Annotated in this window: 21 protein-coding genes; 10 read left to right on the top strand and 11 right to left on the bottom strand. The window is 62.7% G+C overall.

From position 1 onward, the window contains the following. Nucleotides 1-200 precede the first annotated feature (200 nt). Nucleotides 201-1,532, bottom strand: a complete 1,332-nt coding sequence (gene mnmE, locus NKJ37_RS02225; protein ID WP_352772438.1) for a tRNA uridine-5-carboxymethylaminomethyl(34) synthesis GTPase MnmE — start codon at nucleotides 1,530-1,532, stop codon at nucleotides 201-203. A 64-nt stretch (nucleotides 1,533-1,596) separates the two neighbouring features. Here mnmE and NKJ37_RS02220 point away from each other — a divergent pair, with 64 nt between their 5' ends. Next, on the top strand, nucleotides 1,597-3,615 hold the full coding sequence (locus tag NKJ37_RS02220) for a thioredoxin domain-containing protein (protein WP_352772435.1): 2,019 nt from the start codon (nucleotides 1,597-1,599) through the stop codon (nucleotides 3,613-3,615). A gap of 1 nt (nucleotide 3,616) precedes the next feature. On the opposite strand, the gene yddG is transcribed toward NKJ37_RS02220, so the two are convergent. From yddG to hemE, 4 genes are all read right to left on the bottom strand, one after another. After that, complete coding sequence (gene yddG, locus NKJ37_RS02215) at nucleotides 3,617-4,537, bottom strand: aromatic amino acid exporter YddG (protein WP_352772432.1); 921 nt, start codon at nucleotides 4,535-4,537, stop codon at nucleotides 3,617-3,619. A 172-nt stretch (nucleotides 4,538-4,709) separates the two neighbouring features. Beyond that, the gene (gene rho / locus NKJ37_RS02210) at nucleotides 4,710-5,975 is read right to left on the bottom strand and encodes a transcription termination factor Rho (RefSeq protein ID WP_013528732.1); all 1,266 of its coding nucleotides are present in this window, start codon (nucleotides 5,973-5,975) and stop codon (nucleotides 4,710-4,712) included. Between the two features lie 245 nt (nucleotides 5,976-6,220). Further along, complete coding sequence (hemJ, locus tag NKJ37_RS02205) at nucleotides 6,221-6,757, bottom strand: protoporphyrinogen oxidase HemJ (protein WP_352772428.1); 537 nt, start codon at nucleotides 6,755-6,757, stop codon at nucleotides 6,221-6,223. After that, entirely contained in the window at nucleotides 6,757-7,788 is a 1,032-nt protein-coding gene (hemE, locus tag NKJ37_RS02200; RefSeq protein ID WP_352772425.1) for a uroporphyrinogen decarboxylase, read from the bottom strand. The genes hemJ and hemE overlap by 1 nt, the downstream gene beginning before the upstream one ends. A gap of 311 nt (nucleotides 7,789-8,099) precedes the next feature. On the opposite strand from hemE, the gene NKJ37_RS02195 reads away from it, so the two are divergent. The 5 genes from NKJ37_RS02195 to dnaQ all read left to right on the top strand — a co-directional run bounded on the left by NKJ37_RS02195 (nucleotide 8,100) and on the right by dnaQ (nucleotide 12,215). Next, nucleotides 8,100-9,014, top strand: a complete 915-nt coding sequence (locus NKJ37_RS02195) for a pyruvate, water dikinase regulatory protein (protein ID WP_502897117.1) — start codon at nucleotides 8,100-8,102, stop codon at nucleotides 9,012-9,014. 169 nt (nucleotides 9,015-9,183) lie between these two features. Next, nucleotides 9,184-9,783, top strand: coding sequence for a Maf-like protein (locus NKJ37_RS02190; protein ID WP_352772422.1), 600 nt, complete (start codon nucleotides 9,184-9,186; stop codon nucleotides 9,781-9,783). Then, complete coding sequence (locus NKJ37_RS02185; RefSeq protein WP_352555697.1) at nucleotides 9,776-10,618, top strand: shikimate dehydrogenase; 843 nt, start codon at nucleotides 9,776-9,778, stop codon at nucleotides 10,616-10,618. The genes NKJ37_RS02190 and NKJ37_RS02185 overlap by 8 nt, the downstream gene beginning before the upstream one ends. Next, the gene (gene coaE, locus NKJ37_RS02180; protein ID WP_352555698.1) at nucleotides 10,615-11,214 is read left to right on the top strand and encodes a dephospho-CoA kinase; all 600 of its coding nucleotides are present in this window, start codon (nucleotides 10,615-10,617) and stop codon (nucleotides 11,212-11,214) included. Before NKJ37_RS02185 ends, coaE begins: the two co-directional genes overlap by 4 nt. 296 nt (nucleotides 11,215-11,510) lie before the next feature. Next, on the top strand, nucleotides 11,511-12,215 hold the full coding sequence (dnaQ, locus tag NKJ37_RS02175; protein ID WP_352772418.1) for a DNA polymerase III subunit epsilon: 705 nt from the start codon (nucleotides 11,511-11,513) through the stop codon (nucleotides 12,213-12,215). Between the two features lie 164 nt (nucleotides 12,216-12,379). On the opposite strand, the gene NKJ37_RS02170 is transcribed toward dnaQ, so the two are convergent. From NKJ37_RS02170 to NKJ37_RS02160, 3 genes are all read right to left on the bottom strand, one after another. After that, nucleotides 12,380-12,667, bottom strand: a complete 288-nt coding sequence (locus NKJ37_RS02170; protein ID WP_023813419.1) for a GIY-YIG nuclease family protein — start codon at nucleotides 12,665-12,667, stop codon at nucleotides 12,380-12,382. A 246-nt stretch (nucleotides 12,668-12,913) separates the two neighbouring features. After that, on the bottom strand, nucleotides 12,914-13,411 hold the full coding sequence (gene secB, locus NKJ37_RS02165; RefSeq protein ID WP_023813420.1) for a protein-export chaperone SecB: 498 nt from the start codon (nucleotides 13,409-13,411) through the stop codon (nucleotides 12,914-12,916). Between the two features lie 129 nt (nucleotides 13,412-13,540). Beyond that, nucleotides 13,541-14,041, bottom strand: coding sequence for an FxsA family protein (locus tag NKJ37_RS02160; RefSeq protein WP_352772415.1), 501 nt, complete (start codon nucleotides 14,039-14,041; stop codon nucleotides 13,541-13,543). Nucleotides 14,042-14,258: 217 nt separating this feature from the next. Here NKJ37_RS02160 and NKJ37_RS02155 point away from each other — a divergent pair, with 217 nt between their 5' ends. The 4 genes from NKJ37_RS02155 to NKJ37_RS02140 are packed head-to-tail and all read left to right on the top strand — an operon-like array spanning nucleotide 14,259 to nucleotide 17,028. Next, nucleotides 14,259-14,966 (top strand): Tim44/TimA family putative adaptor protein, encoded by a 708-nt coding sequence (locus NKJ37_RS02155; protein WP_352772412.1) that lies wholly within the window; start codon nucleotides 14,259-14,261, stop codon nucleotides 14,964-14,966. Nucleotides 14,967-14,991: 25 nt separating this feature from the next. Further along, a complete protein-coding gene (gene mltA / locus NKJ37_RS02150) occupies nucleotides 14,992-16,110 on the top strand; it encodes a murein transglycosylase A (RefSeq protein WP_023813423.1) in 1,119 nt (372 codons plus the stop codon). Continuing rightward, entirely contained in the window at nucleotides 16,107-16,634 is a 528-nt protein-coding gene (locus tag NKJ37_RS02145; RefSeq protein ID WP_023813424.1) for a Smr/MutS family protein, read from the top strand. Before mltA ends, NKJ37_RS02145 begins: the two co-directional genes overlap by 4 nt. A 25-nt stretch (nucleotides 16,635-16,659) precedes the next feature. Next, nucleotides 16,660-17,028, top strand: a complete 369-nt coding sequence (locus NKJ37_RS02140; RefSeq protein WP_013528719.1) for a helix-turn-helix domain-containing protein — start codon at nucleotides 16,660-16,662, stop codon at nucleotides 17,026-17,028. Nucleotides 17,029-17,113: 85 nt separating this feature from the next. Here NKJ37_RS02140 and NKJ37_RS02135 read toward each other — a convergent pair whose 3' ends face one another. The 3 genes from NKJ37_RS02135 to NKJ37_RS02125 form a co-directional block, all read right to left on the bottom strand. Next, the gene (locus tag NKJ37_RS02135; protein WP_023813425.1) at nucleotides 17,114-17,353 is read right to left on the bottom strand and encodes a hypothetical protein; all 240 of its coding nucleotides are present in this window, start codon (nucleotides 17,351-17,353) and stop codon (nucleotides 17,114-17,116) included. Between the two features lie 162 nt (nucleotides 17,354-17,515). After that, entirely contained in the window at nucleotides 17,516-18,133 is a 618-nt protein-coding gene (locus tag NKJ37_RS02130) for a transglutaminase-like cysteine peptidase (protein WP_128305613.1), read from the bottom strand. A gap of 235 nt (nucleotides 18,134-18,368) precedes the next feature. After that, nucleotides 18,369-19,646 (bottom strand): polyhydroxyalkanoate depolymerase, encoded by a 1,278-nt coding sequence (locus tag NKJ37_RS02125; RefSeq protein ID WP_128305614.1) that lies wholly within the window; start codon nucleotides 19,644-19,646, stop codon nucleotides 18,369-18,371. Nucleotides 19,647-19,836: the final 190 nt, after the last annotated feature.

Genomic DNA, 19,836 nt, shown 5'->3' with positions numbered 1-19,836 from the left:
CAGAATTCAGCACCGCTGCGACGCTCCAAGTCACGGCATGGATCCTAAGGTCTGCGCTGCGTCGCTGCGCTCCCTGCTCCGCCGTGGCTGACGAAACGTTAAGCGTTTCCGCCAATTGCCAACGCATGCGGCCCAAGCGCGCCGTCAAGCCTCTGCGCCAGAAACCAATTCCTGTTCGAGGACCCATTGTTTCACGTGAGTCATTTGCCAATACAGAACTGCGAGAAGATCACGTCCAGCATGTCCTCGACGTCGATGGCGCCGAAAATACGGCCCAGGCGATCCGCGGCAAGCCGCAACTCTTCGGCGCGCAATTCTTGCCCGACAGTCTGGCCGTCGGTTGCGCGAAGCAGGTGGATATTCGCTGCGCCAAGCAATTCGACGTGGCGCAGGCGCGATGGCAGGACATCACCGACGCTGCCGGCTGCTTCCGCAGCTCGCCGGCCGATTTCCGCCAGCAGTCTCTCCACGCCCGTCCCGTTTTTTACCGAAATGATGAGGTCATAGTCCGCGGCCGCATCGATTGCAGCGCGGTCTTCCAGCAGATCAAGCTTAGTGCCGACCCGCAAGCTCGGAGCGCCGGTCGGTAGCAGACCGATGTCCCTGGGGTCCGCAACGTCCTGCAGCAACAGCAACAGATCGGCGCCATGCGCCTTGGCCCTCGCCTTCTCGATGCCGATCGCCTCGACCTTGCCCGGCGCATCGCGCAGCCCGGCCGTATCGGTAAGCCGGACCCGCAGCCCCCCGAGATCAAGTGTCACTTCAAGCAGATCCCGCGTCGTGCCGGGTTCATCCGTTACTATAGCGGCATCCCGCCGGGCCAGGGCATTGAACAGACTCGACTTACCGGCGTTGGGCGCGCCAAGGATAACGACCTCGAAGCCGTCGCGAATGATCTCGGCGCCGCGAAACCCGGCGATGTGGCGATCGATCTCGCCGATCATGGTCCTGACATCAGACCAGACCGTATCCGAAACGGAACCGGGGACATCGTCCTCATCGGCGAAATCGATTTCCGCCTCGATCATGGCCCGGGCATGGATCAGTCTGCGGCGCCAGCCAAGATAGAGTTCGCTCTGGACGCCTTCGGCATTTTGAACGGCAAAACGCCGCTGCGCCTCGGTCTCAGCATTGACGAGATCCGCCAACGCCTCGGTCTCGACCAGGTCGACCTTGCCGTTGAGAAAGGCGCGGCGCGTGAATTCGCCGGGTTCCGCGTGCCTGACGCCGTCATGGCCTGCGATCGTCTCCAGCACTTTTGCCACAACGGCACGACCGCCATGGACGTGGAATTCCGCAACGTCCTCGCCGGTGAAACTGGCCGGACCGCGAAAGAAAACGACCAGGCCAGTGTCGAGCACGGTCCCATCGGGTGCCCTGAATCGGCGCAGAACTGCCGAGCGGTCCTTAACCATGCCGCCGGCAATCGTTTCGATTACGAATCGAGTCTGCGGGCCGGAAATACGGATGACGGCGACGCCGGCCGGGAGCCGGCCGCTCGACAGCGCTACGATGGAACCGCTTGAAATCATTTGCCCGCTCTACCGAACCGCCCTAGCTTTACACCCATCAGCCAATCGCACCCGAGTTTGCCCAGTGACGCTGCCAGCGCAAAACCTGCTTGCCGAAGAAGCCAGCCCCTATCTGCAGCAGCACAGCGGCAATCCCGTCCACTGGCGGGCCTGGTCGCCGGCTTCGCTCGAGGAGGCGAAGGCGCTGGACAGGCCGATCCTGCTCTCGGTCGGCTATGCCGCCTGCCATTGGTGCCATGTCATGGCGCATGAAAGCTTCGAGAACGATGGTGTCGCCGCCGTCATGAACCGTCTGTTCGTCAATATCAAGGTCGACCGCGAGGAGCGTCCCGACATCGATCAGATCTATATGGCCGCACTCTCCGCCATGGGCGAGCAAGGCGGCTGGCCGCTGACCATGTTCCTGACGCCGGACGGCAAGCCGTTCTGGGGCGGCACCTATTTTCCGCGCGAGCCACGCTATGGCCGCCCCGGTTTCATCCAGGTGATGGAGGCGGTGGACAAGGCCTGGTGCGAGAAGCGGGCGAGCCTCAACCAGAGTGCCGACGGCCTGACCATACATGTCGAGGCGCGGCTTGCCGGCTCGCATGCGAAAACAGGGCTCGATCGCGGCACGCTGGCTGAGCTTGCCAAGGGCATAGACGGCATGATCGACCGCGATCTCGGCGGCTTGCGCGGCGCGCCGAAATTTCCCAATGCACCGTTCATGCAAACGCTGTGGCTGTCCTGGCTGCGCGACGGCAACGCCAGCCACCGCGACGACGTCCTACTCAGTCTTGAGCAGATGGTGAGCGGCGGCATCTACGACCATATCGGCGGCGGGCTCAGCCGTTACTCGACCGACGCCGAATGGCTGGTGCCGCATTTCGAAAAGATGCTTTACGACAATGCCCAGCTGATCCGCTTCTGCAACTGGGCCTATGCCGCAAGCGGCAACGAGTTGTTCCGGGTCCGAATCGAAGAGACGATCGACTGGCTGCTGCGCGAAATGCGCGTCGACGGCGGCGCATTTGCCGCCAGTCTCGACGCCGACAGCGACGGCGAGGAAGGGCTGTTCTACACTTGGAGCAAAGACGAGGTCGAGGCCGCACTCGGTGACGATTCCGCCTTGTTTGTCAATCACTTCACGCTCTCCAGCCCGCATGGCTGGGAAGGCAAGCCGGTTGTTCACCAAACCCTGTCCCAGCAATCGCAATATGTGATCGATCGCGAAGAGATCAGCCCGCTCAAGGGGAAACTCCTTGCAGTCCGGGAAGAGCGGGTCAGGCCCGGCCTTGACGCAAAGACCCTCACCGACTGGAACGGCCAGATGATCGCGGCGATTGCAGAAGCCGGCCGGTCGCTGGCGCGGCCTGACTGGATCGATGCGGCGGCAAAAGCCTTTGCCCATATCCGCGCTGCCAGCCGCGACGGCCGCTTGCCGCATTCGATGCTCGGCGCCAGAAAACTGTTTCCTGCTTTGTCCAGCGACTATGCCGCCATGACCAACGCAGCCATCTCGCTGTTCGAGGCCACTGGGGATTGGAGCTATGTCGACCAGGCCGGCCAGTTTGTCGAGCAGCTCGACCATTGGCACGCCGATACCGAAAAGGCAGGTTATTACCTGACTGCCTCGGACAGCACCGACGTGCCGATCCGCATCCGCGGCGATGTCGACGAGGCCATTCCGTCCGCCACCGGCCAAATCATCGAAGCACTGGTCCGGCTCGCCTCCGTCACCGGCGATCTCGAGCTGCACGAGAAAGCCTGGGAGGTCGCCGAACATGCCGCCGGCCGTGCCGCAAACCAAGCCTATGGCCAGGCCGGCATCGTCAACGCCTGCGCGCTGGCGATCGAGCCGCTCAAACTGGTCATCGTCGATACGCTGGGCGATCCAAAGCTCGTTCCGGTTGCGAATCAAAACCCGGATCCAAGGCGGGTGGACATCATCGTGCCGATCGGTACGGATACGAATCGACCCTTGCTACCCGGCGGGATGCTGCCGCCGACCGATAAAGCGGGCGCCTGGCTCTGCACCGGCCAGGTTTGTCTTCCCGCCGTCACGGATCCCGAAGAGCTGGAACGCCTTCTCAACCACCAATAGGTCAGGCGCCTTGCGCCGGCTCGGAGAACGCCTCGGTCGAAGAACCAGCCGGCCGGCGCTTGAACAGCAAATCCCTGGCAGCAACCACCGCGCCAATGGTGATCAGCACGCAGGCGAGCGCCACCGACCAGTGGAAGACGCCAAAGCCTGCCAGCAACAGCACGATGACCGACAACAGCGGCGCGGCGTAGGACAGGGCGCCGAGGATCATGATGTCCCCGTGCTTGCAGCCAAAATCCCAGGCGTAGAAGCCGGCTCCCAGAGGAATCGTGCCCAGAATGACGATAGCCGTCCACTGCGTCGGCGTCTGCGGCCAGACCGTGGTCTCGAGCATCAGGTGCAGCGAGAAAGCGACCGCCGCCGTGATGAAGCAATAACCGGCCACGACATCCGTCGGCACCTGACCGAAGCGGCGTGACAGGACGGAATAGCCAGCCCAGATGAAGGCGCAGAACAGCGCGATGACATGGCCCTTCATCACCCCATTGGCTAGGCCGACATTGCCGCCCTTGGTGATCACCACGATGGCGCCGGCAAGCCCGAGAACGACGCCCACGACGTGGTGAGCCTTCAGCCTTTCACCGGGCAGGAAGGCTGCAAAGACGACGATCAGCAATGGCCAGAGATAGGCGATCAGGCTGACCTCGACCGGCGGCGCCGACTGGATCGCAAAGAAATAGGCGCAGTGGTAGATGCACAGTCCCGCCGTGCCGATCGCCCAGACCGGCCATGGCTGCCGCAGCGATCGGATCGCGCCTGGGCGGAAGATCCAGCTGCCGGCGCCGACCAGCCCTCCGAGCAGGAAGGTCATGGCTGCCAGCTGAAACGGCGGGATCGGGCCAGCGGCGGTCGAAAGCAGCGCCAGGAAAGACCAGGTCAGGATGGCCGAAAAGCCGATCAGGGTCGGGATCGTCTTCTTCACATCGCTGCTTCCAGTTTGCAGACACGAGCTTTGCATGAAGGGAGAATCGTCTGCCGCCACATACAGCCGCCCTATATCGGGAAAGCGACCTGCCGCCGGACAATGAAAAACCCCATCCCGGTCTTCCGGAATGGGGCTTCAATACATAAGCCGGAAGATTTCGGCCTGACCTTTACGTGTTCATCGAATCGAAGAAATCCGCATTGGTCTTGGTCTGCTTGAGCTTGTCGATCAGGAACTCGATCGCGTCGGTGGTTCCCATCGGCGCCAGGATGCGGCGCAGCACGAAGATCTTCTGCAGATCCTGCTTGGAAACCAGCAAGTCTTCCTTGCGGGTGCCGGACTTCAAGATGTCCATGGCCGGATAGATGCGCTTGTCGGCCACTTTGCGGTCGAGCTGGATTTCGCAGTTGCCGGTGCCCTTGAACTCTTCGAAGATGACTTCGTCCATGCGGCTGCCGGTATCGATCAGCGCGGTGGCGATGATGGTCAGCGAGCCGCCTTCCTCGATGTTGCGGGCCGCGCCGAAGAAGCGCTTCGGCCGCTGCAGGGCGTTGGCGTCGACACCACCGGTCAGCACCTTGCCGGATGACGGCACGACGGTGTTGTAGGCGCGGCCGAGGCGGGTGATCGAATCGAGCAGGATGACGACATCGCGGCCATGTTCGACCAGGCGCTTGGCCTTTTCGATGACCATTTCGGCGACCTGCACGTGGCGCACCGCCGGCTCGTCGAAGGTCGAGGAGATCACCTCGCCCTTCACCGAGCGCTGCATGTCGGTCACTTCTTCCGGCCGCTCGTCGATCAGAAGCACGATCAGATAGCATTCCGGATGGTTGGCGGTGATCGAGTGGGCGATGTTCTGCATCAGAACCGTCTTGCCGGTACGCGGCTGCGCGTTGATCAAAGCGCGCTGTCCCTTGCCGATCGGCGCGACGAGGTCGATCACCCGGGCCGAGATGTCCTTGGTGGTCACATTCTCGATTTCCATCTTCAGCCGCTTGGTCGGATAGAGCGGCGTCAGATTGTCGAAGTGGATCTTGTGACGGATCTTCTCGGGATCGTCGAAATTGATGGTGTTGACCTTGAGCAGCGCGAAATAGCGCTCGCCCTCTTTCGGGCTGCGGATCGGCCCTTCGACCGTATCGCCGGTCTTCAGCGAAAAGCGCCGGATCTGCGACGGCGAAATATAGATGTCGTCGGGACCTGGCAGATAATTGGCGTTGGCGGAGCGCAGGAAGCCGAAACCGTCCTGCAGCACCTCGACCACGCCATCACCGATGATCTCGATCTCCTGGGCGGCCAGCTTCTTCAGGATCGCAAACATCAGCTCCTGCTTGCGCATGACGCTGGCGTTTTCGACCTCGAGCGATTCGGCATAAGCGATCAGCTCTGGCGGTTTCTTGTTCTTGAACTCGGCGAGTTTCATTTCTTGCATAGACGGACCTTGGTAGATTGAGTCTGGGAATAGATGGAGTCTGGGTAGGCTTTGGGAAAATATCGGCGGGATGCGACAAATGCCGGGCGCGGCCGAAAACAACGAGGGGCGGCGCATGACGGGAAGGAAGACCCGTCTTTTATCGTCGGTCGGGTGAAAGAGCAAGCTGCGTTTTGCGTGGCCTATGAAGGCTTAAAACGCATCAATGCCTGTCGCTGGCTCCTGGCCGTTTTGATCGACATGCATCAGAACGGCTTGACCACCACCAGGATGACGATTGCGATCATCAGCAATGTGGGGATCTCGTTGACCATTCGCCAGTGCCTGGCCGGTTTTTCATTGCGGTCCTCGGCGAATTTGCGCACCGCGCCCGAGAGATAGCCATGCATGGCCGACAGCAAAAGCACCGCTCCGATCTTGGCGTGCAGCCAGCCGCCCTGGAAACCAAAACCCTTCCAGGCGAGCCACAGGCCGAACACCCAGGTGACGATCATCGCCGGGTTGATGATGCCCCGCAGCAGGCGCCGCTCCATCACCTTGAAGGTTTCCGACTGCACCGAGCCCTTCTCGGCATCGGCGTGATAGACCAGCAGCCGCGGCAGATAGAGCATGCCCGCCATCCATGAGATGACGGCGAGGATATGGATCGCCTTGGCCCAGGGATAGAAACTGTCGGGTGCCGCGAAATACAAAAGCGCGGTGAAAACGACCAGTACGGCGATACCTGATATCATGCGCATCATCGCCTGGCCGGTGCTGTTCGTGTTGTTCATCTGAGCCATCAGCGTGTCGCGCTCCGCACCTGTTTCACCATCGCCTCGACATGGGCGATCGGCGTCTCCGGCGTGATGCCGTGGCCGAGGTTGAAGATCAGCGGCCCGTCTCCCAGCGCTCCCAGGATCGCCTCGACGCCATCCGACAGCGCCTTGCCGCCAGCCACGAGCCGCAAGGGATCGAGATTGCCCTGAACCGCACCTGAGCGCTGCAATTCCTTCGCCGCGACCAAGGGCACCGTCCAGTCGATCCCCAGCGCCGTTACGCCGGTCTTTTGCCGATAGGTCCGGTAGCGCGAACCGGCGCCCTTGGGAAAACCGATGATCGGAACATCGGGATGAACCGCCCGCACCCGGCCAACGATCTCGGCCATTGGCTGAACGCAGAACAGGTCGAAAGTTTCATCGTCCAGCACGCCGGACCAGGAATCGAAAATCTGCACCACATCCGCACCCGCCTCGATCTGGCGGATGAGATAGGCGGCCGAATGTTCGGCAAGCACCTTCAGCAGTCGTTGAAACGCCACCGGCTCGCGATAGGCAAAAAGCCGCGCCGGCGCCTGGTCGGGTGTGCCATGGCCGGCGATCATGTAGGTCGCCACCGTCCACGGCGCGCCGCAGAAGCCTATCAGGGTTGTCTCTTCGGGCAGTTTGGCCCGCAACCGGCGAACCGTCTCGTAGACCGGTTCGAGATTCACGTGAAACACCTTGCCTTCCAGAGCCAAAATCTCCGGCGCGGTGATCGGCGTCAGCAGCGGCCCTCTGCCCTCTTCGAAGCGCACGTCACGGCCAAGCGCATGCGGAACGACAAGGATATCGGAAAACAGGATCGAGGCATCGAAACCAAAACGCTCGATCGGCTGCAAGGTCACTTCGACCGCAAGGTCGGGATCGTAGCAGAGATCCAGGAACGAGCCTGCTCGCCTGCGTGTCTCCCGATACTCCGGCAGATAGCGCCCGGCCTGACGCATCATCCAGAGCGGAGGCGGAAAATGGGCCTTGCCCCTGAGGACATCCAGCATGATCCGGTTCTGGGGCATCGGGCGCTCGCTTCTCCCAGCCTCTTCTATAATCAAAGATTCTTATATCTAAAATTCTTCTGATTCTAAGAGTCTGTTGGTTCTGGTGGTTGTCACCTGTCCCGCTTTGCCCCGGAAAACACCAGCCAACATATTGTCGCGTGCTTCTTTTTCCCAGATGTAGGGTTCTGGGGATAGCTCCGAATCGATCAATTGAGTCAAAGTGTTAGGCACAGCGGTGAAAGGCGGGTCCTGTGGACGGACCGTAGTCGAAAAAAGCCGTCCCCAAACTTGTCCCCAGTCGCCCGACGAAGCTGACAGCGCATCGAATTGTGGACAAACTGCCATCTGATACAGTCGCCTCCGACAGGCCCGTCTTTTCATCCCGCTTTATCCACAGAAGCCCACAGCCCCAGGTGACCCCTGTGAACAAACCCCAGAGCTTCTTCCACCTGCACCTGATTTCCGACGCGACCGGCGAAACGCTGCTTGCCGCCGGCCGGGCAGCTTCGGCGCAGTACAAGGACGCGCGCGCCATAGAGCATATCTATCCGCTGATCCGCACCGAAAAGCAGGTGGCGAAGGTGTTCGAGGACATCGAGGAAGAGCCGGGCATCATCCTCTATACGGTCGTCGACCAGAAGCTGGCGCGCGGCATCGACGAGCGCTGCGCGGCCATGGGCCTGCCCTGTGTATCGGTGCTGGAGCCGGTGCTGACCGTGTTCCAGTCCTATCTCGGCACCCCGGCCGGCCGCCGCGTCGGCGCCCAGCATGTCCTCGACGCCGAATATTTCCGCCGCATCGATGCGCTCAATTTCACCATGGACCATGATGACGGCCAATTGCCGCTCAATATGGACGATGCCGATGTGGTGCTGATCGGCATTTCTCGCACGTCGAAGACGCCGACCAGCATCTATCTCGCCAACCGCGGCATCAAGACCGCCAACATCCCGATCGTGCTCGGCGTGCCGGTGCCGGAAAGCCTGGTTGCCGCCAGCAAGCCCCTGATCGTCGGGCTGATCGCCACCGCCGAGCGCATCTCGCATGTCCGGCAAAACCGCATCCTCGGCAACAGCAGCTCGTATGAGGCATCGGATTATGTCGACCGCGCGGCGATCAGCGAAGAGCTCGCCTATGCCCGCAAGATCTGCACGCGCCATGGCTGGCCGATGATCGACGTCAGCCGCCGCTCGATCGAGGAAACGGCGGCGGCCATCGTTGCCCTGCGGGGGAAGACGCGCTAGGGCGTCGATATTCAGGTGATGCCGGCCTGCAAATGGCGGCTTCCTGCGCTTCCGGTGCTCACGTACTTTAAGTACGCTCCGCTCCGGTTCTCGGAAGCCACCATTTTCGACTCGGCCTGACCTGAATCTCAACACCCTAGTCGGTGCCAGAAAACCAGGCGTAAAAACCATGACTGAAAAACTCATCCTCGCTTCAGGCAGCCCGTTCCGCAAGGCGATGCTCGTCAATGCCGGCGTCGATGTCGAGGCGGTGCCGGCTGAAGTCGACGAGCGGGCGCTCGAGGGGCCTTTGCAGGATAGCGGCGTCTCGCCCGAGGACGTCGCCCTGGTGCTGGCCGAGGCCAAGGCCACCGAAGTCAGCGAGCGCAGGCCGGGCGCCCTGGTTCTGGGCTGCGACCAGACGCTGTCCCTTGGCGACGAGGTGTTCCACAAGCCGGCCGATAGGGAAGGCGCACGCCGTCATCTCTTGGCGCTGTCGGGCAAGACCCATCAGCTCAACAGCGCCGCTGTTCTGGTCCGCGACGGCAGGGTTTTGTGGCGGCATGTCGGCATCGCCTCGATGACCATGCGCAAGCTCGACCCGGCCTTCATCGGCCGCCATCTCGCCCGCGTCGGCGCCAAGGCGCTGGGAAGCGTCGGCGCCTATCAGATCGAAGGCGAAGGCATTCAATTGTTCGAGAAAATCGAGGGCGATCATTTCACCATTGTCGGCCTGCCGCTTCTGCCGCTGCTGGCCGAACTGCGCACGCTGGGAGCGATCGATGGCTGAGGCGTCGAAAAAAGCCTTCGTGTCGGGCCATCCGGTCAAGCATTCGCGCTCGCCGAAGATTCATGGCCACTGGCTGGCCAAACATGGCATCGACGGGAGCTACCGGGCCATCGATATCGCGCCGCAAGACTTTGCCGTATTCGTGAAAACGCTGCAGGCAAACAATTACCGCGGCGGCAACATCACCATCCCGCACAAGGAAGCGGCTTTCGCATTGGCCGAACGCCGCGACCAGGCGGCGCAAGAAATCGGCGCCGTCAACACGCTGTGGTTCGAGGATGGCGTCCTGTGGGGCGGCAACACCGACGGTCACGGCTTTGCCGCCAACCTCGACGATCATGCGCCGGGCTGGGCGAGCAAGGGCCCGGCGGTCGTGCTTGGCGCCGGCGGCGCGTCGCGCGCCGTCATCCATGCGCTGAAGGAGCGCGGCGTGACCGACATCCGCATCGTCAACCGTACGCTCTCCCGGGCTATAGAACTGCGCGATCGTTTCGGCGCCGGCGTGTCGGCGCATGGCATGGCGGCTACGGATGAACTGCTCGGCGATGCCGGCCTGCTGGTCAACACCACGGCGCTCGGCATGCATGGCAATGAAGGCCTGTCGGCCGATCCCGCCCGGCTGCCCGACCATGCCATCGTCACCGACATCGTCTATGTGCCGCTGGAGACGCCGCTGCTCGCGGCCGCCCGCGCGCGAAAGCTGAAGACGGTCGACGGCCTCGGCATGCTGCTGCATCAGGCCGTGCCCGGCTTCGAACGATGGTTCGGTGTCAGGCCGCGGGTGACGGCCGAACTCCGGGCGATCATTGTTGCCGATCTGGTACCAAAACCATGATCGTGCTCGGCCTCACAGGCTCGATCGGCATGGGCAAGTCGACCACGGCCAGGATGTTCACTGACGCCGGCGTGCCGGTCCATGATTCCGACGAGACGGTGCATCGCCTCTATGCCGGCAAGGCAGCCCCTTTGGTCGAGGCGGCGTTTCCGGGCACCACATCTGCCGGGGTGGTCGACCGGACAAAACTTGGCGCGCGCGTGCTCGGCGACGCCGCCGGGCTGAAGCGGCTCGAGGCGATCATTCACCCGCTGGTGCGCGCCGACGCCGATACCTTTCTGGCCAGGCATCGTGGATCAGGCGCGCCGATCGCCGTCCTCGATATTCCCCTGCTGTTCGAAACCGGCGGCCGCAACCGCGTCGACAAGGTCGTCGTCGTCACCGCATCGGCCGAGACCCAGCGCGAGCGTGTGCTGGCGCGGCCAGGCATGACCGAGGAAAAACTGGCGTCGATCCTGGCCAAGCAGGTGCCGGATGCGGAAAAGCGTCGTCAGGCCGATTTCGTGGTCGACACCGGCCAGGGGCTGGACGCCGCGCGGGATCAGGTGAATGCGATCATTGCGGAACTGATCGGGGTCGGCAAGCCGGGCCATTGACACTGGCTGCCGTCTGTCAACGTCAGCGCCGCCCCTCATCTGCCTGCCGGCATCTTCTCCCCGTATAGTGACGGGGAGAAGGAGCTGGCCGCGACCTCGGCTACTCTCTTGCTAACGCAGGAGATTGGCGAAATCCTTTGCGAAGGCGTCGTTCTCCCCGTCACTATACGGGGAGAAGTGCCCGGCAGGGCGATGAGGGGCAGCGCAAACCTGTAGTGATTGCCCTGATCAGCTTCGTTTCCCATTGCCATTTTGTTCCGGTCTCATGATTCTGCTCCTTTGGAGCGACTGATTCGATGCGTGAGATCATCTTCGACACGGAAACCACCGGCCTCGATTTGCGCGACGACCGCGTGATCGAGCTGGGCGGCGTCGAGCTGGTCAACCGCTTCCCGACCGGAAAGACCTTCCACCACTACATCAACCCGCAAGGGCGCGCGATCCATGCCGAGGCACAGGCGGTGCACGGCATCAGCGCGGCGGACCTCGCGGGCAAGCCGACCTTTGCCGAGATTGTGCAGGAATGGCTGGACTTCACCGACGGCGCCAAGCTGGTCGCCCACAACGCAACCTTCGACATCGGCTTCCTGAACGTTGAATTCGGCCGGCTCGGTCATCCCGTCATCGACAACGGCCTCGTCGTCGATACGCTGGCGCTGGCGCGCCGCAAGCACCCGATGGGGCCGAATTCGCTCGATGCGCTCTGCCGGCGTTACGGCATCGACAACACCAGGCGCACCAAGCACGGCGCCCTGCTCGATTCCGAATTGCTGGCCGAGGTCTATATCGAGCTGATCGGCGGCAAGCAGGCGGCCCTTATCCTCGACAGCGCCACCGCGCCGGCGCAAGGCGAAAATGTCCGCCAGATCGAGATCATCATCAGCCAGCGCCCGGCACCCCTGCGGCCCCGCCTCACCGAAGCCGAACGCGCCGCGCACGCCGGCATGGTCGGGACGTTGGGTGAGAAGGCGTTGTGGCTGAAGGTTGCTGCTGGCAGTTAGAGAAGCGATGGCGGCAAGGCTGGAAGGGCCGACCCTCAAGATTGGCAGCGGACCCGATAACTTCGTCATCCTAGGGCGAAGCAAGGAGCGAAGCGACGCGGCGCAGACCTAAGATCCATGCCGTGACGGTGATGATATGTTCCGGCGGTGCAAGAAACCGAGCGTTACCACCCCGTCCCGCGAAACAGCTCGAACCACTCTGGATTGGCCTTTTCGATCAATTCGATCTTCCATTGGCGCGGCCAGCGCTTCAGGGACTTCTCACGTTGGATCGCATCGGTGATGTCGAAAAACTCCTCGTACCAGACCAACCGCTGAACACCGTAGCGGCTGGTGAAATTAGAGCCTTGGCCCGACTTGTGCTCCGGCATGCGGCGACCGAGGTCGTTGGTGACACCGATATAGAGGGTGCCACCTTTCTGGCTCGCAGTCATGTAGACATAACCGGTCATGGTTTTAGCGTAGCGAGCACAGGCGCGGGGACAAGCGCCATTCTGATCCGTTGCATTCTAAGGCGAATGTCACGGCATGGATCCTAGGGTCTGCGCTGCGTCGCTACGCTCCTTGCTCCGCCCTAGGATGACGAAGACGCGAGGGGCCTTCAGCCAACCTCGAAGGGGCGCTGCCCCGCCAGCGTTCCAAACAGAAAACCCGGCACAAGGCCGGGTTCTCAGAAACAACAACGATGACAGCAGGCCTCAGCTCACCTTGACCTTGGACGCCTCGTCCTCGGCCAGCTTCTGCTGGAACATCTGGGCGAAGTCGATCGGGTCGAGCATCAGCGGCGGGAAGCCGCCATTGCGGGTTGCCTCGGCGATGATCTGCCGGGCGAACGGGAACAAAAGGCGCGGGCATTCGATGAACAGGATCGGCAGCATGTGCTCCTGCGGAAAGCCTGCGATGGCGAACACGCCGCCATAGACCAGCTCGACATTGAACAGCACTTCCTGGTCGAAGGACGCCTTGGCGTTCAGCGTCAGATTGACGTCGAACTGCTTGTCGGAGAGCGGGTTGGCGTTGACGTTGACGTTGATGGCGATGCCCGGCGCCTTGTCGCGGCCGCGCAGCGAATTCGGCGCGCCGGGGCTTTCGAACGACAGGTCCTTCACATATTGCGCCAGAACGTTGAGCGACGGCTGCGCCGCATTGCCGTTTCCGTTGGCTGCGCCGACCGGCGCGTCATCCTTGCTGGCCATAAGCCTTGTCCTCTTGCCTGGGCAGCGTCGCTGACCGAATTGAAATCGGGCGTTCGCTACCATGGCGGGGATGACAAGACAAGGTTTGCCGCCTTGCTTCTCGGCTGCGGATATAGATGGGACGGCGCCCTAATCGTCCTTCAGGCGGCGCCACGGCGAGTTGTGATCCGGGCCGCGCTTCAGATCGTCCTCGCGCGAATAGTCGCCGTCTTCGAGGTCGATGACCCTGTCGCGCTGGCGGCTGCGAAAACCGCCGGTCGAGAAATTGGTGGCGACGACAATGCGGCCCTTGAACCGGTTCCAGGCAAAGTCACGCAACGGCGGCAGGAACAGCAGCAGGCCGATGATGTCTGATATGAAGCCGGGGATGATCAGGAGGATCGCCGCAACCACGATCATGGCGCCGTGCGCAAGGTGGCGGCTTGGGTTCTGGCCGGCGGCCATCTCGGTGCGGATGCGGGCCATGACACCAAAGCCCTGGTACCGGAGCAAAAGCACGCCGGCGATGCTCGAGGCCAGCACGAGGCCGACCGTTGCCAGCGCGCCGACCTCACGGCCGACGATGACGAAACCGGCGATTTCCAGCAGCGGAAGCGCGAGGAGAAAGAAGGGAAGCAGCGAAATGCGCAAGTCTTGCCAGCCTTTTTCGATCGCTATGATCGTTTTGATTGTTTTGGCCGCCAGCTAGCAATCGCCGCTGGCACTGAGGCTGTTAGATAGGTATGCCTGCCTTTGATTTGAATGATTGCGCCTTGCGTTCTATATGCTTTGAATGTTGAACGCTATGCGACCGTGGCCATTGGGCCTGACGGTCCGGCCACAGGGCAGGGATTGATTGGCGGAAGATATGGGATTCTTCGACTTCGGCACGATTTTCTTTCTGATTGCGGCGGTGGTCATCTTTTTCCAGCTGCGCAACGTGCTGGGCCGCCGCACCGGCAGCGAACGGCCGCCCTTCGATCCCTATTCGGCGGCTCGCACCGGCGACAAGGATGCCGCCCAGAAATCCGAAAACGTCGTCTCGCTGCCGCGCAAGCGCCCGCCAGGCGAGCCGGCTCCCGACACCTATGCCGCGATCGACGCTTTCGCCAAGCCCGATACCGACCTCAACAAGGGTCTGCGCACGATCAAGGACAATGATCCGTCCTTCGAGCCGAAGGGTTTCGTCGACGGCGCCAAGATGGATTACGAGATGATCGTCATGGCCTATGCCGACGGCGATCGCAAAACGCTGAAGAACCTGTTGTCGCGCGAGGTCTATGACGGCTTTGTCGCCGCCATCGGTGAGCGCGAGGCCAAGGCGGAAAAGATCCAGTCCTCCTTCGTCGGCATCGACAAGGCCGACATCGTCTCGGCCGAGATGAAGGGCGGCGAGGCGCATGTCACGCTGCGCATCATCAGCGAGCTGATTTCGGCGACCCGCGACAAGGCCGGCGCGGTCATCGACGGCGACCCGGAAACCGTCGCAGAGGTCAAGGATGTCTGGACCTTCGCCCGCGACACGCGCTCGCGCGACCCGAACTGGAAGCTCGTCGCCACCGAGGAAGAAGACTAGTTCGGAAACACGCGGCGAGGCTCCGGTGTCGCTATCGCCTCTTTTTGTCGAGAAAGCCTTCGGCGACCTGCCCGGCTGGGGAGATGACGACCATTCGGCGGCTTTCGCCGCCTTTCGCCGCTCGGCCTTCCATGTCCTGACCAAACCCTATCGCAGTGGTGCGCTCGGCATCGACTTCGACGCCTTTGCCGATGCCTACGCCAAGGCCCGGACCGTTTCGCCGGCGAATCAGTCGCCGACCCGCGGGGAAGCCCGCGCCTTCTTCGAGCGCCATTTCGTCCCGGCGCTTATCCCCGCCGAACATGCCGGCGCCGGGCTCGTCACTGGTTTCTATGAGCCGCAGGTCGAGGCGTCACCGGTGCGCACGGATCGGTTTTCGGTGCCGTTGCTGTCGCGCCCGGCCGATCTCGTCGATATCGACGAGAGCAACCGGCCGCCCGGCCTGGATCCCTACCTCGCTTTCGCGCGCCAGACGCCGAGCGGGCCGGTCGAGTATCCCGACCGTGGCGAGATCGAGCGTGGCGCGCTCGACGGCAAGGGTCTGGAAATCGCCTGGCTGGCCGACAAGGTCGATGCCTTCTTCATTCACGTGCAAGGTGCCGCACGCCTCGCCATGACCGACGGCCGGCTTGTCCGCGTCACCTATGCCGCCAAATCCGGCCAGCGCTTCACCGGATCCGGCAAGATCTTGAGCGAGCTTGGCGAGATCCCGCTGGAGAAGGTGACGATGCAGTCGATCCGCGCCTGGTTCAAGGCGCATCCGGGCCGCGTCGACGAGATCCTGCGGCAGAACCGCTCTTACATCTTCTTCCGCGAGGCCGATGTCGAGGACGCGGCCCTTGGCCCGATCGCCGCCGCCAAGGTGCCGCTGACGCCGGGCCGCTCGATCGCCGTCGACCGCCTGCTGCATACATTCGGCACGCCTTTTTACATCGACGCACCGACGCTGACTGCTTTCGACGCAGAACCGTTCCGCCGGCTGATGATCGCGCAGGACACCGGCTCGGCCATCACCGGGTCCGCGCGGGGCGACCTGTTCGCCGGTTCGGGCGATGCCGCGGGCGAGATCGCCGGCGTGGTCCGCAATGCCGCGGATTTTTATGCGCTGATCCCGCGCGCGCTCGTTGCAGGTGCGGTCCGATGACCCGGCGCCCGGACAAGCTCAGCGAGGACGACCGGGTTCTGTGGAACCTGGTGGCGCGCACGGCCAAGCCGCTGAAGGGCAAATTTGCCGTCGACATCCCTGAAATCCCTGCCGAGGTCAGGCCAAGTCAGCCGCAACCGGTTCAGCCCATGGCCAATCCCGGGGCAGCCAAACCAAAGACGCAGCATGTCGCGCATGCGCTCGACGAACCGACCTTGGACAAGCTGTCGAAGGGCCGGCTGCCGATCGAGGGCCGCGTCGATCTGCACGGCCTGACCCAGGACGAGGCCTATTCGCTGCTGTTTTCATTCCTGCACCGGGCGCATGCCGGCGGCGTCCGCTATGTCCTGGTCATCACCGGCAAGGGCTCGTCCTCCGGCGGCGATGGCGTGTTGCGGCGCGCGGTACCGGCCTGGCTGTCGACGCCCGCCTTCCGGCCGCTGGTCTCCAGCCACGACCATGCCGCCCGCAATCATGGCGGTTCGGGTGCGCTCTATATCCGCCTGCGGCGGGCGCGCCTGTGAGGAGCTCTATCATGAGGGTGGGGACATGACCCCGTTCGGAGAGAAGCTGCGGACGCTTAGGAGCGAACGCGGTGTCCGCCAGAAGGACATGGCGGCGGCGATCGGCGTCAGCGCCGCCTATCTGTCGGCGCTCGAACATGGCAGGCGCGGTGCCCCGACCTGGACGCTGATCCAGAAGATCATCGGCTATTTCAACATCATCTGGGACGATGCCGAGGAACTGGCGCGGCTGGCCGAGGCCTCGCATCCGCGTGTAAAACTCGACACGTCGGGTCTTTCCCCCGCCGCCACCGAGCTTGCCAATCTGCTGGCGGAAAACATCGAGAAACTCGACGAAACCGAGCTCCGCCGCATCACCGCATCGATCCGCGCGGCGTTAAACCAGCGGCCGTAGTCCGACGATCCGAGCGTGATGCAAGTTCGCCTGCTTCAGAAGGAAACTGCCCGCCGGCGGACCGCCAGCGGGCACAGTGGTGAGATCACTTCTTGCCGGCCGTGCCGCCATTTCCGCCCCGGCCGTGATCGCCATTGCCGCCATGGCCATTGTTTCCGCCGCCCAGGCAGTCCGACGCCCCGGCATCACCGCAACAGCGGCCGGCCCAGAGATCGTTGAGGTTGGTTTTGGCACAGCTGGTGGTGGTCTGATCGGCCATGGCGGATCCGGCCATGCTCGACACCGCGAGAGCGGCAAGAAGGGTGTTTCGCAGAAAAGCAGTCATCTGAAGTCTCCATGGTTGGTTTCGGTTCACGGCTGTGTGTCGCTGGCCGGAGCGAAATGGTTCACGGAGAGATGCGAGATTATTAGAGGATGCGCGCGGCGTCGGGCCACGAGCGAGACGCTGGCGCCAAGGATCGCCGATGCCGCCCTGTTCGTGCAGAAGCTACTGCACCGCGCCGACCAGAACCTGCTGGCCACCGCGGATCGAGACCCAGCGGCCGGTGTTGTCGATCGCCTGCCGCTTGAGGAAGCGGTAACCGGTCGCGTCCCATGGTTTGACCTTGTCGGTCAGATTGTCGAGCACATAGTCGCCCTCGTCGGTGCGCACCGTCAGCACGGCGTGACCCTCGCCGTCGGGCTTGCGCACGACGGTGATCAGAAGATCGGCAAGCGAGATGCTCATGCGCGAAAGCTGGCGCCGCTTTTCCAGCACATAGTCCTCGCAATCGCCGACGCCCTTGTCGGGATAGGCCCAGACCTCGTCCTTGCCGTAGATATCCATGTCGCTCATCGGCTTGACGGCGGCGTTGACCCTGGCGGTGACATTGAGAAGCTTGCGCATCAGCCCGTCGCTCATCGGAGCCGGCGCCAGATTGGTCGGGCGGATCGAGCACTCGCCCGGATGCAGCTTGCAGAAATCATAGTGGCCGATCGGCTGCGAGGTGAGCCCCCCGGTCGCCATCGCTCCACCCGCCAAAGCCGGTGCCACCCAGCCCGCCGTCATTGCCAGCCCGGCCGCCACATACACGCGCAGCCGTCGCGCCATCGATGAGGAAATCATTGTCCCCGCTCACCCTTTGTTATTAACGAAAGGTTAAGGGGGATTTACAGTCCGTGTCAATTACGACGACGGTCGGATTGTCGGCATGGTTACCCGAGGGGCTGGACAGCGGCACTTGTGCAACAGAATCGGCCAGCCAGCCGGCTTTTACCGTCCAATTTCACGGTTTATCGCCGTTAAGCTTGGTTTATGCAGGTCATCTTCCCAAAACCCCGCAATTTTGGGCGGCCTTGCATTATCTCTTGGCGGCGCGGACCAGCTTCGGTTTCACCGCGACACGCTCCTGGCGGCCATAGCTGGTGATGAAGTCGACGATGCGCGGCACGATTTCGGAACGGAAGCGCGAACCGTTGAACACGCCGTAATGGCCAACCGCCGGCTGCATGTAGTGGGCATGCCTGTCTGCCGGGATGTTGGGGCACAGATCATGCGCCGCCTTGGTCTGGCCAAGGCCCGATATGTCGTCGTTTTCGCCTTCGACCGTGAACAGCGCGACGTTGCGGATCGCCGACGGATCAATCCTGGTGCCGCGATGCGTCATCTCGCCCTTGGGCAAGGCCTGGCGCACGAAGACCGTGTCGACGGTCTGCAGGTAGAATTCCGCCGTCAGGTCCATGACGGCAAGATACTCGTCGTAGAAATCCCGGTGCTTCTCGGCATTGTCGCCATCATGCTTCACCAGATGCATGAAGAAGTCCTTGTGAGCGATGATGTGGCGGTCGAGGTTCATGCTCATGAAGCCGGACAGCTGCAGGAAGCCTGGATAGACCTCGCGGCCGAAGCCCGGCACCGGCCAGGGCGCCTGCATCACGACATTGTCGCGGAACCAGTCGATGCCCTTTTCCTGCGCCAGCAGATTGACCGCGGTCGGGTTGCTGCGGGTGTCGATCGGGCCGCCCATCAAGGTCATGGTCGAGGGCACGAAGGGGTCGCCCTTGGTTTCCATCAGCGCCACGGCGGCCAGCACCGGCACGGAAGGCTGGCACACCGCCATCACATGCGTGTCCGGCCCCAGCGTGTGCAGCATGTCGATGACATAGTCGATGTAGTCGTCGAGATCGAATTGGCCGTCGGCAAGCGGCACCATGCGGGCATCGACCCAGTCGGTGATGTGCACGTCGGCATAGGGTAGCATGGCTTCGACCGTGCCGCGCAGCAGCGTCGCATAGTGGCCCGACATCGGCGCCACGATCAGAAGCTTCGGATCGGGCTTGCGTCCGGCGGGGACCGTGCGCTCGAAGCGGACGAGATTGCAGAACGGCTTCGACCAGACGGTCTTTTCAGTGACCTCGACGCTCTTCCAGTCGACCACGGTCTTGGTCAGGCCGAAGGCCGGCTTGCCGTAGCGGCGCGTGGTGCGCTCGAACAGTTCGGCCGTCGCCGCGATCGAACGGCCCCATTGCGTGTGGGAAAACGGATTGAGCGGATTGGAGTAAAACATCCGCACCGCGTCGGCATAGAGGCGCGCCGGCTGCAGGGCGGCGTGGTTCATCTCATAGAGCTGGTAGAACATCGAGAACCCCGCTGCTGCCTGCGACCGAAGGGACGGCGAGCCGCGCCGAGCCCTAGATGTCTCGCGGGGAAGTTAACAACTAATTGCTGCGATGCAATACGTCACGCGGCGTGACCAATGCTTCTTTGGTTCAAGACCGTGGAAATCGGGGCCGAACGATGCGAGCCGGCTCAGTGTGCGACTGCGAAAT

Source organism: Mesorhizobium sp. M0140 (assembly GCF_040322475.1).
GTDB lineage: Bacteria > Pseudomonadota > Alphaproteobacteria > Rhizobiales > Rhizobiaceae > Mesorhizobium.
Note: the sequence above shows the minus strand (reverse complement) of the source record. Positions and strands in the feature narration are given on the sequence as shown.

Bases quoted from the DNA above. Each gene is read 5' to 3' on its own strand.
- NKJ37_RS02155 (WP_352772412.1), top strand. From the start codon at position 14,259: ATGGGATTCTTCGACTTCGGCACGATTTTCTTTCTGATTGCGGCGGTG.
- hemJ (WP_352772428.1), bottom strand. From the start codon at position 6,757: ATGGCTCAGATGAACAACACGAACAGCACCGGCCAGGCGATGATGCGC.
- hemE (WP_352772425.1), bottom strand. From the start codon at position 7,788: ATGCCCCAGAACCGGATCATGCTGGATGTCCTCAGGGGCAAGGCCCAT.
- rho (WP_013528732.1), bottom strand. From the start codon at position 5,975: ATGCAAGAAATGAAACTCGCCGAGTTCAAGAACAAGAAACCGCCAGAG.
- secB (WP_023813420.1), bottom strand. From the start codon at position 13,411: ATGGCCAGCAAGGATGACGCGCCGGTCGGCGCAGCCAACGGAAACGGC.
- dnaQ (WP_352772418.1), top strand. From the start codon at position 11,511: ATGCGTGAGATCATCTTCGACACGGAAACCACCGGCCTCGATTTGCGC.
- NKJ37_RS02135 (WP_023813425.1), bottom strand. From the start codon at position 17,353: ATGACTGCTTTTCTGCGAAACACCCTTCTTGCCGCTCTCGCGGTGTCG.
- NKJ37_RS02130 (WP_128305613.1), bottom strand. From the start codon at position 18,133: ATGATTTCCTCATCGATGGCGCGACGGCTGCGCGTGTATGTGGCGGCC.
- NKJ37_RS02145 (WP_023813424.1), top strand. From the start codon at position 16,107: ATGACCCGGCGCCCGGACAAGCTCAGCGAGGACGACCGGGTTCTGTGG.
- NKJ37_RS02185 (WP_352555697.1), top strand. From the start codon at position 9,776: ATGGCTGAGGCGTCGAAAAAAGCCTTCGTGTCGGGCCATCCGGTCAAG.
- NKJ37_RS02170 (WP_023813419.1), bottom strand. From the start codon at position 12,667: ATGACCGGTTATGTCTACATGACTGCGAGCCAGAAAGGTGGCACCCTC.
- NKJ37_RS02125 (WP_128305614.1), bottom strand. From the start codon at position 19,646: ATGTTCTACCAGCTCTATGAGATGAACCACGCCGCCCTGCAGCCGGCG.
- NKJ37_RS02190 (WP_352772422.1), top strand. From the start codon at position 9,184: ATGACTGAAAAACTCATCCTCGCTTCAGGCAGCCCGTTCCGCAAGGCG.
- coaE (WP_352555698.1), top strand. From the start codon at position 10,615: ATGATCGTGCTCGGCCTCACAGGCTCGATCGGCATGGGCAAGTCGACC.
- NKJ37_RS02140 (WP_013528719.1), top strand. From the start codon at position 16,660: ATGACCCCGTTCGGAGAGAAGCTGCGGACGCTTAGGAGCGAACGCGGT.
- mnmE (WP_352772438.1), bottom strand. From the start codon at position 1,532: ATGATTTCAAGCGGTTCCATCGTAGCGCTGTCGAGCGGCCGGCTCCCG.